Source organism: Lachnoclostridium sp. An131, from assembly GCF_002160825.1.
Taxonomy (GTDB): Bacteria; Bacillota; Clostridia; order Lachnospirales; family Lachnospiraceae; genus Laedolimicola.
In genome coordinates, this window is sequence record NZ_NFLI01000009.1 from 31019 (window position 1) to 44507 (window position 13489).

Below are 13489 nucleotides of genomic sequence, written 5' to 3' on the forward strand. Positions count from 1 at the left end.
GAAGTGAAAACGAATGAGATTGGAAGGGAAGGTTTGTGTAATAACAGGTGGAACCAGTGGGATAGGAAAAGAAACTGTCCGCCGCTTTGTGGAGGAAGGCGCGCAGGTGGTTTTTTGCGGAAGGAGGAAAGAGAAGGGGGAAGAATTCGAAAAAGAACTGCAGCAGAGCGGGTATTTGGGGAAGGCCCGTTTTGTACGCTGTGACGTAAGTGTGGAAGCTGATGTAAAGGCATTTGCAGAATATGTAAAAAAAGAATTTGGAGGATGTGAGGTATTGTTTACGAATGCGGGGGCTCATCAGACTGGAAAAGTTCATGAGACAACGCCAGAGGATTGGGACCGCATTATGAATGTAGATGTAAGGGGAGTATATTTATGCTGTCACTATTTTGTTCCACAAATGCTGGAAAAGCGCTCGGGTATCATTATAAATATGTCTTCTGTATCAGGGCTTTTGGGTGATACAGATATGGTCGCATATAATACGGCTAAGGGAGCTATTACCAATATGACGCGCTGTATGGCGCTCGACTATGCTGCTTCCGGAATTCGTGTGAATGCGATTTGCCCGGGAGCGGTGCGCACAGAGATTTTGGAGCACACCTTTACTTCAGTGCCGGGAGCAGAAGAAAAGTTTAAGAATGCTTATCCGGTAAAATATGTTGCTGATCCAATAGAGGTGGCAAATCTTGCGGTGTTTCTTGCGTCAAGAGAATGTGATTTCCTGACGGGAGCAAACATTCCTCTGGATGGAGGCATTACGGCACATACGGGGCAGCCCTACATGGGAAATTATTAAAAGGAGGAAAATATGCTTATTGAATTAAGCTATGTATTGAGCGAGACGGCACCTAAATGGCCGACGAATCCGGATGAGAAATATTACGCAATAACATCGCCGGAGCAGGGGGACATCAACACGACATCTTCGGTATATCATCATCTGCATAATGGAACGCATGTGGATGCGCCAAGGCATTTTGATGCTAAGGGGGCTACAATAGAGCAGCTGGCGATTGAGGACTTTTACTTTACCAGGCCCTGTGTACTAGAATTATCAAAGAAAAAGGGAGAGCAAATCACACTGGATGATTTGAAAGGAAAAGAAGCAGAGCTTGCAGATTGTGATATTCTTTTATTTTATACTGGCTATTCTAAACTGCGGGATACTGCTCCGGAAGAATTTATGAATGATTTTCCATATCTGTCTGCAGAGCTTGCCAGATATATACGGAAAGAACTTCCTAAATTGAAGGCAATAGCGCTGGATGTCCTGAGTGTGGACAGTTCTGTCCTGGGAGGACAGATGGGATATCCGGCACATCATGCGCTGCTGGACGTAAACGAAGAAAATCAGGAACGTACTCTTCTGATCTTTGAGGATGTGAATGTAGGGAAACTGCTGAACGTATCAGGGGTGAAAGAAATCTGTGCATTTCCGGTTCGCTGGGCTGGCCTGGAAGCTGGTCCTGTTGCAATGGTTGCTGTCGTATAGATAAAGGCTGTGCAAACGAGAAATAGAATAGGAGAAACGACATGAGTTTTAAATTGAAAGGTGTAATACCTCCAATGATTACGCCATTTACTGAAAATGGAGAATTGGATGAAATAAGTCTGGTAAAACTTGTAGAGTATTTATCAGAAAGAGTAGATGGCTTGTTTATCTGTGGGTCTTATGGATGCGGAGCCCTGATGTCGCTGGAAGAAAGGAAGCGTGTTGCAGAAATTGTTAAGAAGCATGCAAAGCCGGAGACACAAATAGTGGTTCACACAGGAACTACAAATGCAAGAGACACTATCGAATTAACTCTGCATGCCAAGGATATTGGCTGTGATGCAGCATCGGCAGTAGGACCATATTATTACAAATATCAGGACATAGATCTTTTTCACTATTATGAGAGTGTTTTAAAAGAAACAAAGGATTTTCCGTTTTATGTGTATCATAATCCTGGGTTTCAAGGGTATGAAACAAGCCTTTATGTGTTGAAACAGCTGAAGGAAATAGGATTGTCCGGAATTAAAGACGCAACCTTCGATATGCTGAAGTATGCTACCTATCAAAGAGAATTGGCGGATGATTCCTTTGATGTGGCGCTGGGAACAGAAGCTTTATGGATTTCTGCTCATTCTCTGGGATGTAAGGCGTATATTCCTGGTATCGGCAATGTATTTCCTGAGCTTTGTGAAAATATGTATCAGCTTTCCATACAGGGTAAGGCAGAAGAAGCGTTGAAGATTCAGTTTAAGATTAATGAACTGCGTGACATCATGTATCTGGCCCGCTCTACACAGCTTGCAATTTATGCGATTGCAGAAATCCGCGGCATTATAAAGGCATATCCCAGAGCTCCTTTCGTAAAAGCAAGTGATGTGGAAATGAAAAATGTCAGGGACGGGTTAGAAAGAATAGGAGTAATCTGAAATGTATTATGTAATCATCGACTGCGGAACGACAAATTCGAGGGCGTATATAGTAGATGGAAAAGGAACAGTATATGGAACGGCCAAGAAGACGGTAGGCGTAAAAGATACATCTGTGACAGGAAGCAAAAATACGCTTAGAAGCGGTCTCAAAGAAATTGTTGAAAAAGCTGTAAAAACGTCGGGAATTGAACTTGGAGAAATCGAAGCAGTTCTGTCCAGCGGTATGATAACATCAGAAATTGGTTTATGCGAGCTGCCGCATATGGATGCGCCTGGAGGAGAAGACGAGCTGGCAGCTTCCATGGCCGAAGTCAAAGATACAGGAATTATTGAAGGAATACCGGTCTATTTTGTGCGGGGTATCCGCAATCCTGTGCCGGATGATGGAAAAGATCCTACGGCCATTGTCGGAAGACTGGATTTTATGCGCGGCGAAGAGACGCAGATGATGGGGCTTATGGAAAAGCCGGGATTTCAGCTTCCGGCTATGGCTGTGGTACTTTCCAGCCATACAAAGTTTATTCCCATAGATCAAGAAGGAATGATATTGGGAAGCCTGAGTACAATGAGCGGGCAGCTGTTTGAGTCTGTAACACAGGGAACATTTCTCCATAAATCTGTAATCCAGGGTGATAGCAGCGAGGCGTGGCCAGAAGATTATTTTGATGAGAAGATTGTACGCGATGCCATTTACTGGAATAAAAAAGTGGGGCTTGCACGGACATTGATGTTTCCGAGATTTTTGGATGTATTGCTTGATACAAAGTGGTATGAACGGCTTTTGTTCCTTGACGCTCTTGTGGCGGCGGAAGACATGCTGTCAGTGAATCAGCTGGATATGCTGTCGGATAAGAAAATTACAGATTATTACCTGATTGGACAGAAGGAACGCTGCCGTCTGTATGAATTTATCATTCATGAAACAATGCCGGAAATCCATATTACGACCGTGAGTGACAGTGAAGAGATTGATGGATACAGTATTAAAGGCATGCTGAGAATTGCAAAAAAGGCAGGGATTGTAAAATGAGCGGCTATAAAATCGTATTTTCAGATTATTATTATCCAAATTTGGATGCTGAGTTAAAGGAATTTGAGAAGCTGGGGGAACCGGTAGAGATTATAGACTGTACCAAAATAGTTCCTGGAGGAATTTTTAATCCAGAAGAGCTGATTCCATACGTAAAAGATTGTGATGCTTTGGTTGTGCAGTTTTCCAAGATAACGGCACAGGTAATACAAAGCATGGAAAAATGTAAAATCATAGCGCGTTATGCGATTGGTGTAGATAATATTGATTTGGACGCAGCCAGAGAAAAAGGAATTATGGTTGCCAACGTGCCAGATTACTGCATTGATGAAGTGGCAAACACAGCAATAGCACACATCATGAATGCTATGAGAAAAATTACCGTATCAAGGGACATGCTGCTTTCGGGGACCTTTGATATGAATGCTGTCCGGCCAATGAAAAGAATGAAAAATGCGGTTCTGGGTCTTCTGGGATTTGGGAATATTGCCCGTGACGTAGCAAAAAAAATGAAAGACTTTTTTGCGGAGATTGTAGTATATGATCCGTATTTCCAGGATGTTAATAGTCATCCGGAAGTAAAATTCATGACTTTGGAAGAGGTTTTGAAAAAAGCGGATGTCCTTTCTGTGCATGTGCCTCTGAGTCCGTCAACACAGGATATGCTTTCCTATGAACAGTTTGCCGTGATAAAAGAAGGAGCTGTAGTTGTAAATACAGCAAGAGGCGGGCTGATTTGTGAAGATGCATTGATTCAGGCACTGGATTCGGGGAGGGTCAGTTATGCGGGGCTTGATGTGATTTGCACAGAAGATTTTGAAAATTCGAAGCTTCTGCGTCATCCGAAAGCAGCGTTGACACCTCATGTAGCATGGTGCTCTGAAGAGGCGCTGGCAGAGCTTCAGAAAAAGGTGGGGATTAATGTTGTTTCAGCATTGATAAAGGGCGAGCCAGTTTATCGTGTGAAATAACATAATCAATAGTAAAAACTATAAAGAAAGGCAGGAGGTAAACATGAAAAAGAGGTTATTGATTGCGGCTGTATGTGTGAGTATGATAGCATCGCTTGCCGGTTGTTCCGGCTCAGGGGGAAGCGCAGAAACGGGAGAGGCTTCTGTAGAGGAAAATACAGATGCGGAAGCAGCCGGCGGGGAAGAGACGGCGGATTCCGGTGGCGGCTATACCATTGGATTTTCTAATTTTTCTCTGACAGATTCCTGGCGTGTACAGATGGAGGCTGAGTTTGAGTATCATGCAGAACAGCTTAAAGAGCAGGGAGTAATTGATGATTACGTAATGCTTCAGGCGAATGGTGATCAGTCCAAGCAGATTTCAGATATCAGCGATTTGATTACTATGGGCTGTGACGCGATTGTAGTTACCTGTATTACGCCTGATGGCTTGAATTCCATAATAGAAGAAGCAAGGAATGAAGGCATTGTAGTTGTAAACTTTAATCAGTCTTGTACGGCGGAAGTAGACTGCAGAGTTGTGGTATCAGACTATGAACTGGGATATACCAGTGGTTCCTGGCTGGGTGAAAGAATTCCTGAAAATGGAAAGGTAGTAGTCCTGGATGGAACTGAGGGCAATCAGATCAATGCAGACAGGCATAATGGCGGAGTCGATGGATTGATGGAAGCGTGCCCGACTGCTGAAGTGATTGCAACGCTGAATCTGGACTGGGATTATGCAACGGCAAAAGCTGCAATGGAGGATATACTCTCGGCATATCCGGAAATTGACGGAATCCTGTCTCAGGGCGGAGCAATGACACAGGCGGCGATTGATGCTTATATTGACGCCGGACGTGATTTTGTGCCGATGACAGGTGAAGCAAGTAATGGGTTCCTTCGAGTGTGGCTGGAGAATGAGGATAAAGGATTAGAGACTATGGCATTTACGAATCCCACATATATCAGCGCAATCGCACTGGATTATGCAATCGATATCCTGAATGGCGAAGAGGTTGAACAGGAAATTGTATTGGAAGAGGATCCTGTAACAATTGATACAGCAGCAGACTTTTACAGAGAGGATCTGAATGATAACTTCTGGGTACACACATATCTGCCGGATGATATCCTTCAGGAACTGTTCCCTAATTAAACAGAGCTTATTTGGTTTGACAGAAGAGTATTTTGGATGTAATGCCGGTTATGGAATCTCAGATTCCATAACCGGAAGTCCGATATGGCAGAAAGGACAACACTATGAGACCTTCGATAGAAGTACGTAATATTGATAAGACTTTTGTGGGCGTACATGCTTTAAAAGATGTGTCTTTTACATGCTATCCGGGCCAGGTTCATGTACTGCAGGGAGAGAATGGAGCAGGGAAAAGCACGCTGTTAAAAATATTAACAGGAATGTATCGCCCGGATTCCGGTGAAATCTGGATTAACGGAGAAAAAGTAAATTTCCGGCATCCCATAGAAGCAAAAAAGAACGGCCTTGCAATGGTATATCAGGAGATGTCGCTGCTGCCGGAGTTGACAGTAGCGCAGAATATTTACCTGAATCAGGGCAATAAAAGGGGGTTTACGGATGAAAGGGCGCTTCTTCGGGCTGCAAGAGAAATAGCTCAAAAATATAATATTGAAATTGATCCCTATGCAAGAACTGCAGATCTGCCTATTGCGGCGCAGCAGATGGTAGAGATTTTAAAGGCGCTGGCTGCAGAACCTCAGATTCTGATTTTAGACGAGCCTACCTCTACGCTGACGTCTACAGAGGTGGATAAATTGTATCAGATTGTTCAGGAACTGAAAAGCCAGGGAAAAACCGTTTTGTTTATTTCCCATAGAATGGAAGAAATATTTCGATTTGGAGATTATGCTACTATCTTAAAGGATGGAAGTTATATTGATACAGTAAATTTGAGGGAATCAGATGAAAATACAATTATACAGCTGATGGTTGGGCGTGAACTGAAAAGTATTTTTCCGCACAAAAATACCCAGAAGGATGCGGAGGTCATGTTTGAGGTACAAAACTTCAGTGATAATGCTCATTTCCATAATATCAATCTGCAGATACGCAGGGGAGAAATAGTAGGGATTGGAGCGCTGGACGGACAGGGCCAGACACAGCTGTTTCAGGCGATTGCAGGTCTCAGAAGAAGGACATCTGGTACAGTCAAATTGAACGGGAAAGAAATTGTCTATCATAATGTACGCAAGGCAATGAAGCTGGGAATTGGTTATGTTCCTGAAGACAGGAAGGGACTGGGGCTTTGCCTGGAAATGTCTGTAGGCGATAATCTGAGCATGGCCAGCCTGAGGAGACGGCAGAAATTTGGTTTTATCAAGAAGAAAGAGGAAGCAGAGCAGGCAAATCAGATGGTGAAGCGTTTGAATATTAAAACTGCAAGCTTGCTGCAGAATGTTGTGAATCTGTCGGGAGGGAACCAGCAGAAGGTATCGATTGGAAAAATATTAGAGGATGTGCCAAAGGTTCTGCTGTTAAATGAACCGACAAGAGGAATCGATGTAGAAGCAAAGCAGGAAATATACCGGCTGCTTCGCAGTCTGGCTGATGAAGGCGTGGCGATTCTCTGTTATACAAGCGATATGATGGAAACAATCGGGCTGTGTGACCGGGTGCTGACTTTATATGAAGGACGGATTACCGGAGAACTTGGAGAAAGGGAAGGCGCTCTGATAACAGAAGAAAATATTATGCGGGGAGCGATGAATCAGAAAGTGCAGAAGACGACAGGATTGGAGGATGGACAGAATGAATAAAGAAATGTCTAAAGATAAATTGCTTTCAAAGCACAATCTACGTCTGCTGTACAAGAGAAAAAGTGAGGTTGTAATTGTCTATGTAATCTTTTTTGCGCTAATACTTTTCGCTTCTTTATCCAGCGACGTATTTTGGGGAACGCGGAACCTGAGAAATTTGCTGATTTCCAATATTGGTTTGCTGCTGATTACATACGCCCAGCTTATTGTTATTACTTTGGGTGGTGTGGATCTTTCCGTTGGCTCGATCATTTCCATGGTAAATGTAGCAGCAGTGACACTTATGACAGATTCTGTTGGGTCGTGGATTCTGATAAGTATTCTTTGTCTTATAATTGGCGTGGGTATTGGTATTATTAACGGATTGCTGGTTGTAAAAGGGAATATTCAGTCCATTATAGCTACTCTGGCGACACAGACAATATTTGCGGGAACAGCTCTGTTAATCATGTCATCGCCAAAAGGAACATTGCCCAGTGAATTGTGCCAGTTTTTTACAAGAGGATGGGGATATCTGTTCCCGTTCCTGCTGGTTATAGTGATGACGGTCCTTATCTGGATATTGATGTTTCGGACGAATTTTGGGCGCGCTATATTTGCTGTTGGAGGAAGCGAGCAGGCGGCGGAATGTTCGGGAATTCGGGTAGGCCGCACTAAAATTATGGCATTCGCAGTGTCCGGACTGATTTCTGCGGTGGCAGCTTTGTACATTTCGTTTTATTCGACTTCAGGAAATCCATTGATAGGAGAAAGCTATACGCAGAGATCAATTACAACGGCGGTAGTGGCAGGCGCTACGCTTGTTGGAGGTAAAAGCAGCGTAATAGGATGCTTTGCGGCAGTTGGAATTATGGGAATTATTAATAATCTATTAAACCTGATGCATGTATCTTCTTATTATCAGTTTGTTATTCAGGGAGTTATCCTGATACTGGCGCTTGCATTCAGTGCTATTCGATCCAGAAAATAAGGAGGAGACAGGGCATGGAAAAAGAACAGGATCTGAGACAGCTGAAATTGCAGAAAATCCTGCCTGTTGTCTTTGTTTACGCGGTGATGATCCTTCTGGCAGTGATTATTAACTGCGTCAGCACAGGATTTTTGACAGTTGATCATATTTATTCTATTTTAAAACAGGCAGCTTTTCTTGGGATTGTCTGCGTTGGCCAGTCGCTGGTCATTTTAACGGGCGGGATTGACCTGTCACTGGAGTATACCCTGCTGTTCAGCAATGTGCTTGCTGCAGCCATAATCAGCGGGCAGAACGAGAATACTTTTACCGCACTGGCTGCAGTTATAGGAGTGGCAGTGTTAATAGGCTTGTTGAATGGCTGTGGAGTGTATTTTCTGAAGATACCGGCTATGATTATGACACTGTCGACCGGAACTGCTGTATATGGTCTGGCATATATTTATTGCAATGGAGCGCCGGGAGGATTTACCTCAGATATTCTGAATCAATTGTCAAATGGAAGGTTTGGCGGTATTTTCAGCGGTGTGACAATTGTGTGGATTATTTTAGCCGCAGCAGTAATCGTGATTTTGAGAAGCACTGTTCTTGGGCGTTCTATTTATGCGATTGGAACAAATAGAGATAGTGCTGATTATTCTGGAATACAGGTTCGGAATGTTACACTCATTGTTTATATCATTGCAAGTGTTATGGCAGCGATTACTGGATATTTTCTGCTTGGCTATACTGGTACAAGCTATATGTCTACGGGAAGTGGTTATAACATGGATTCCATAGCAGCGGTAGTAATAGGTGGAACGAGCATCGCCGGAGGATCAGGAGGGTATGTAGGAACAATTGCCGGAGTATGTATTATGGTACTTATTAACAGCCTGCTGACTATTTTACATATGCCAGAAGCAGTAAAGCAGATTGTTCAGGGGCTGCTGATAGCTGTTCTTTTGCTGGTGGTGTCGGGGAGAAAGAAGGAACGCTGAAATGCTGTACAAAGAGGTTGTGGATTTGTCCTGGAAATATACGAATCATATGCTGGTTTTTCCGGGCGGGGTACCGATGAAAATCCGGAAGAACGGTGATTTGGGAAAAGGAGATCCCTGTGAAATTACAACGATGGATGGGTTCTGTATTCATTTTGGTACGCATCTGGATTGTCCTTCTCACATGCTGGCAGGAGGGTTCCGGGCAGAAGATAAAGAAATTGCTTTTTTTGTAGGGAGAGGAAGAGTGTTGGACTGCTCCCATTACAGAGCTGGTGAAGTGATAGGGCAGGAAGTCCTGAAGGGACAGAGCCTGGAAGGAATTGAATTTCTTCTGTTTTATACAGGGTGGTCGAAAAAATTCGGAACAAAAGAGCAATATGGAAGATTCCCTGTTTTAGAATTACAGTTTGCAAAATGGCTCGGCAGGCATCCTGGATTAAAGGGCTTTGGAATAGAGACAAATAATTGTGACCATATCGGGGATGAAATGTATCCGATTCATCATGCGCTGCTGGATGGCAATTCTAAAATTTTATATGAAGCCCTGTGTAATATTGATAAATTGCTTGGAAAAGAATTTATTTTTATAGGAGCCCCAATTTCTATTGACGGAGCAGAAGGAGGGCCGTGCAGAGCACTGGCATTAGTTTTGTAATAAATGCAGGTGTGCTGAAGAATTTGAAAAAAATCTTTGGCGCACCTGCATTTTTGTTGGGAAATATTTTCAATAATACTGCTTATGTGATAATGTGTTTGATATCTTTTTAGAAATTCTACTTTGGCTGTCCGACATCGGAAGAGTCATCCCGCCCTCTCAGCTCCAGATACACCTCTCCCATTGCCGTATGGAAATAGGGCCGGATCCACAGGAAACCAATGCCGAAGGAGCCGATTCCCAGAAGGCACAGGGGCAGAAAGCCCAGCCACAGCCGGAAGATGCGGCCGCGCTGTCCGCGCGTCAGCCTGCGGCTTTGCCGCAGGGCATCCCGGGCAGGACGGTTTGGATCGTCCAGGAGCACATAGACAGCCAGGCAGTAGGGCAATGCAAAAAAGACCGCCGGAATCAGGGCGACAGCAGCCAGCAGAAGAGACATGCCCAGAAGATAGGGCAGGTCAGCCGGAATCTCCGTCAGATCGATCACTACAGGCAGCTGCATATAGAAATACAGGGAAGGAACGAACCAGACAAGAGATACCAGATAGCGGAACGCGTAGGTCAGAATATAGGTGTCTGCCTGGTTCCGGAACGCGGAAAACAGGATTCCCCGTTCACGTAAGGGCTTTCCCTTGCACAACGAATAGAGGAAGCGGAGCAGGCCGGCTTCCAGGAGAGCGCCAAATAAAAGAGCGATGAGATACAGAACCCAGTACAGAACCTGGTTCAGGGGATCGGCTGAAAGGTACAGGCCGCTTTGCTGAATCAGCAGAGTCAGCGCGGTCGTGAGCAGGGTCAGACTGACAGTCAGGCTGACCGCAGGAAAATAATTTCCGGTCAGGGCGATGCGGGCCCGCCGTTTCATCTCTTTTGGTATGATTTTCATATGCCGCCTCCAGTGGTCAGAAAATTCAACTGCTCGTTCAGGTAATCGTTGAGTGCCTTCTGCAGGGCCTCCGGATCGAGAACGGTCTCAAGGCCGAACATCTGAACGGCCAGGTACAGACTCAGAACGCTGATCAGAAGCATGATCAGATAGATGGCAAGGGAAAAGAAGCCTGTCCCCATTCCGACCATGGCCTGCTGCGGGAAGCGGAAGCCTCCGCCCTTGGACAGGTGGGCGAAAAGGATCGCCATATTGCTCAGAATCAGGCCCAGCGGCAGCGCCATGACAGAGCTCGGCAGAATAAGAAACCCAAGGGATATCACGGAAGCGATGCCCATAAATTGGGATATGGCGGCCATACGGTTGATTTGAGGATTCGAATTTATCTGTTCGATCATCAGTATACCTCCTGAAGCTTTCCTTAGCTGGCAGCGGAAGCCTTTGTCAGCCTTAAGGATATCTACTTAATACTACCACAGGCACGGGGGAAAGACAAATGCTTCTTGCGGTCAGGCTGTTTTTTGCCTATAATAAGTGATAGTCCGAACCTGACAGAAGGAGAAAAGCTATATGGATATTTTAAAGAAACTGACAGAAGAGCTGAATATTAAGCTCTGGCAGACAGAGGCGGCGGTGAAGCTGATCGATGAAGGAAATACGATTCCCTTTATCTCCCGCTACCGGAAGGAGGCGACGGGCTCCTTAAACGATGAGGTTCTGCGGAACTTAAATGAGAGGCTCTCTTACTTAAGAGGTCTTGAGGATAAAAAGGCGCAGGTGCTTGGGAGCATCGAGGAGCAGGGAAAGCTGACAGAGGAGCTGAAAAATCAGATACTGGCAGCGGAAACCCTGGTGGCGGTGGACGATCTGTACCGCCCCTACCGGCCGAAACGGCGGACCAGAGCTACGATGGCAAAGGAAAAGGGACTGGACGGCCTGGCAGATCTGATCCGGCTGCAGCTGACGAAAAAGCCGCTGGAGGAAGAGGCAAAGGCGTGGCTGTCCGAGGAAAAGGGAGTCCTGACTGTGGAAGAGGCTATCGCGGGGGCAGGGGACATCCTGGCGGAGGCGATCTCAGACGAGGCAGACTACCGGACTTATATCCGCAGGGCCACCTTGGATGAGGGCCAGATCTGCTCGGAAGCGAAGGATGAGAAGGCCGAGACTGTGTATGAGATGTATTACCACTATGAGGAGCCTGTAAAAAAAGCGGCAGGACACCGGATTCTGGCGCTGAACCGCGGAGAGGCGGAGAAGGTGCTGACGGTGCGGATCGAAGCGCCGGAGGAGCGTATTCTGCGTTATCTGGAAAAGCAGATTCTGGTCCGGGATAATCCTTATACCACACCGGTCCTGAAGGAAGTGATCGCAGACAGCTACCGCAGGCTGATCGCGCCCTCCATTGAACGGGAAATCCGGAACGAGCTGACGGAAAAGGCGGAGGACGGGGCTATCCGTGTCTTTGGAAAAAACCTGGAGCAGCTTCTGATGCAGCCGCCCATTGCCGGCCAGGTAGTGCTTGGCTGGGATCCGGCCTTCCGTACCGGCTGCAAGCTGGCTGTGGTGGACGCCACAGGCAAGGTTCTGGACACAGCTGTCATTTATCCTACTGCGCCCCAGAATAAGGTGGCAGAGGCGAAGGCTGTGCTGAAGAAGCTCATTCAGAAATACGGCGTTACGCTGATTTCAGTCGGAAACGGTACGGCGTCCAGGGAATCTGAGCGGGTGATTGTAGATCTGATCAAAGAGCTGCCTGTCCCGGTGAAATATGTGATTGTAAATGAGGCGGGAGCTTCCGTCTATTCAGCCAGCAAGCTGGCTACGGAGGAATTTCCGAATTTTGACGTGGGACAGAGAAGTGCGGCCTCTATTGCGAGACGGCTTCAGGATCCGCTTGCAGAGCTTGTGAAAATAGACCCGAAATCCATTGGCGTAGGCCAGTACCAGCACGATATGAACCAGAAAAAGCTCAGTGAAGCTCTGTCCGGCGTCGTGGAGGATTGTGTAAATAAGGTGGGAGTGGATCTGAACACGGCCTCGGCGTCCCTTCTGGAGTATGTTTCCGGCATCAGCAAAGCTCTGGCGAAAAACATCGTGGCCTACCGGGAGGAGAACGGCCGCTTCCAGAACCGCCGGCAGCTTTTGAAGGTAGCGAAGCTCGGTCCAAAGGCTTTTGAGCAGTGCGCGGGCTTTTTGCGCATCACGGGCGGAGATAACCCGCTGGATGCCACCAGCGTTCATCCGGAATCCTATGAGGGAGCTGAAAAGCTGCTGTCCTCCATGGGGCTGTCCAGGGAGGAGCTGGCAAAGGGCGGTATTCAGGGACTTTCCAAAAAGGTGCATGACTATGGAAGGCTTGCGGAAACGCTGGGTGTCGGCGAGCCTACTCTGCGTGACATCGTAAAGGAGCTTGAGAAGCCGGGGCGCGATCCCAGAGACGAGATGCCCCGTCCGATCCTGCGCACGGACGTGCTGGAGATGAAGGATCTGACGCCGGGCATGGTGCTGAAAGGGACAGTCCGGAATGTAATTGACTTCGGCGTCTTCGTAGACATCGGAGTTCATCAGGACGGGCTGGTTCATATTTCCCAAATTACCGATCGGTATATTAAGCATCCGCTGGAGGTCTTAAGCGTAGGCGACATCGTGGATGTAAAGGTGCTGAGCGTAGACCTGCAGAAGAAGCGGATTGCGCTGACAATGAAGGGGATTTAGCTCTCTTTCTATGCTTGCAATCCATCTCCCGGTATACTATAATTAGAACGGATTTTGACAGGAAGAGGCGGGGAAAT

General features: G+C 46.3%; 13 protein-coding genes. 11 read left to right on the forward strand and 2 right to left on the reverse strand.

Annotated elements, in window-relative coordinates; translation table 11 throughout:
* Nucleotides 1-13: 13 nt before the first annotated feature.
* From B5E77_RS08755 to B5E77_RS08800, 10 genes are all read left to right on the forward strand, one after another.
* Nucleotides 14-799 (forward strand): SDR family NAD(P)-dependent oxidoreductase, encoded by a 786-nt coding sequence (locus B5E77_RS08755; protein ID WP_087164995.1) that lies wholly within the window; start codon nt 14-16, stop codon nt 797-799.
* 12 nt (nt 800-811) lie between these two features.
* Nucleotides 812-1495, forward strand: a complete 684-nt coding sequence (locus B5E77_RS08760; protein ID WP_087164996.1) for a cyclase family protein — start codon at nt 812-814, stop codon at nt 1493-1495.
* A gap of 41 nt (nt 1496-1536) precedes the next feature.
* The gene (locus B5E77_RS08765; protein WP_087164997.1) at nt 1537-2424 is read left to right on the forward strand and encodes a dihydrodipicolinate synthase family protein; all 888 of its coding nucleotides are present in this window, start codon (nt 1537-1539) and stop codon (nt 2422-2424) included.
* 1 nt (nt 2425) lies between these two features.
* Nucleotides 2426-3457, forward strand: coding sequence for a 2-dehydro-3-deoxygalactonokinase (locus tag B5E77_RS08770; RefSeq protein WP_087164998.1), 1032 nt, complete (start codon nt 2426-2428; stop codon nt 3455-3457).
* Complete coding sequence (locus tag B5E77_RS08775) at nt 3454-4428, forward strand: C-terminal binding protein (RefSeq protein ID WP_087164999.1); 975 nt, start codon at nt 3454-3456, stop codon at nt 4426-4428. The genes B5E77_RS08770 and B5E77_RS08775 overlap by 4 nt, the downstream gene beginning before the upstream one ends.
* Before the next feature lie 43 nt (nt 4429-4471).
* Complete coding sequence (locus B5E77_RS08780; RefSeq protein WP_087165000.1) at nt 4472-5566, forward strand: ABC transporter substrate-binding protein; 1095 nt, start codon at nt 4472-4474, stop codon at nt 5564-5566.
* Between the two features lie 104 nt (nt 5567-5670).
* Complete coding sequence (locus B5E77_RS08785) at nt 5671-7203, forward strand: sugar ABC transporter ATP-binding protein (protein WP_087165001.1); 1533 nt, start codon at nt 5671-5673, stop codon at nt 7201-7203.
* Nucleotides 7196-8173 (forward strand): ABC transporter permease, encoded by a 978-nt coding sequence (locus B5E77_RS08790; protein ID WP_162609675.1) that lies wholly within the window; start codon nt 7196-7198, stop codon nt 8171-8173. The genes B5E77_RS08785 and B5E77_RS08790 overlap by 8 nt, the downstream gene beginning before the upstream one ends.
* A 14-nt stretch (nt 8174-8187) precedes the next feature.
* Nucleotides 8188-9153: an ABC transporter permease gene (locus B5E77_RS08795; protein WP_242963682.1), complete on the forward strand. Its 966-nt coding sequence runs from the start codon at nt 8188-8190 to the stop codon at nt 9151-9153.
* Nucleotide 9154: 1 nt separating this feature from the next.
* Nucleotides 9155-9811 carry a cyclase family protein gene (locus tag B5E77_RS08800; protein WP_087165003.1) on the forward strand — a complete coding sequence of 219 codons (657 nt, stop codon included), beginning with the start codon at nt 9155-9157 and terminating at the stop codon, nt 9809-9811.
* Nucleotides 9812-9929: 118 nt separating this feature from the next.
* Here B5E77_RS08800 and B5E77_RS08805 read toward each other — a convergent pair whose 3' ends face one another.
* Both B5E77_RS08805 and B5E77_RS08810 read right to left on the reverse strand, forming a co-directional pair.
* Nucleotides 9930-10697, reverse strand: a complete 768-nt coding sequence (locus B5E77_RS08805) for a DUF975 family protein (RefSeq protein ID WP_087165004.1) — start codon at nt 10695-10697, stop codon at nt 9930-9932.
* Nucleotides 10694-11095, reverse strand: coding sequence for a hypothetical protein (locus B5E77_RS08810; protein ID WP_087165005.1), 402 nt, complete (start codon nt 11093-11095; stop codon nt 10694-10696). Before B5E77_RS08810 ends, B5E77_RS08805 begins: the two co-directional genes overlap by 4 nt.
* Before the next feature lie 172 nt (nt 11096-11267).
* Here B5E77_RS08810 and B5E77_RS08815 point away from each other — a divergent pair, with 172 nt between their 5' ends.
* Nucleotides 11268-13412: a Tex family protein gene (locus B5E77_RS08815; protein ID WP_087165006.1), complete on the forward strand. Its 2145-nt coding sequence runs from the start codon at nt 11268-11270 to the stop codon at nt 13410-13412.
* Nucleotides 13413-13489 lie beyond the last annotated feature (77 nt).

Coding starts and splice junctions, on each gene's coding strand:
- B5E77_RS08755 (WP_087164995.1), top strand. CDS start 14: ATGAGATTGGAAGGGAAGGTTTGTGTAATAACAGGTGGAACCAGTGGG.
- B5E77_RS08760 (WP_087164996.1), top strand. CDS start 812: ATGCTTATTGAATTAAGCTATGTATTGAGCGAGACGGCACCTAAATGG.
- B5E77_RS08765 (WP_087164997.1), top strand. CDS start 1,537: ATGAGTTTTAAATTGAAAGGTGTAATACCTCCAATGATTACGCCATTT.
- B5E77_RS08770 (WP_087164998.1), top strand. CDS start 2,426: ATGTATTATGTAATCATCGACTGCGGAACGACAAATTCGAGGGCGTAT.
- B5E77_RS08775 (WP_087164999.1), top strand. CDS start 3,454: ATGAGCGGCTATAAAATCGTATTTTCAGATTATTATTATCCAAATTTG.
- B5E77_RS08780 (WP_087165000.1), top strand. CDS start 4,472: ATGAAAAAGAGGTTATTGATTGCGGCTGTATGTGTGAGTATGATAGCA.
- B5E77_RS08785 (WP_087165001.1), top strand. CDS start 5,671: ATGAGACCTTCGATAGAAGTACGTAATATTGATAAGACTTTTGTGGGC.
- B5E77_RS08790 (WP_162609675.1), top strand. CDS start 7,196: ATGAATAAAGAAATGTCTAAAGATAAATTGCTTTCAAAGCACAATCTA.
- B5E77_RS08795 (WP_242963682.1), top strand. CDS start 8,188: ATGGAAAAAGAACAGGATCTGAGACAGCTGAAATTGCAGAAAATCCTG.
- B5E77_RS08800 (WP_087165003.1), top strand. CDS start 9,155: ATGCTGTACAAAGAGGTTGTGGATTTGTCCTGGAAATATACGAATCAT.
- B5E77_RS08805 (WP_087165004.1), bottom strand. CDS start 10,697: ATGAAAATCATACCAAAAGAGATGAAACGGCGGGCCCGCATCGCCCTG.
- B5E77_RS08810 (WP_087165005.1), bottom strand. CDS start 11,095: ATGATCGAACAGATAAATTCGAATCCTCAAATCAACCGTATGGCCGCC.
- B5E77_RS08815 (WP_087165006.1), top strand. CDS start 11,268: ATGGATATTTTAAAGAAACTGACAGAAGAGCTGAATATTAAGCTCTGG.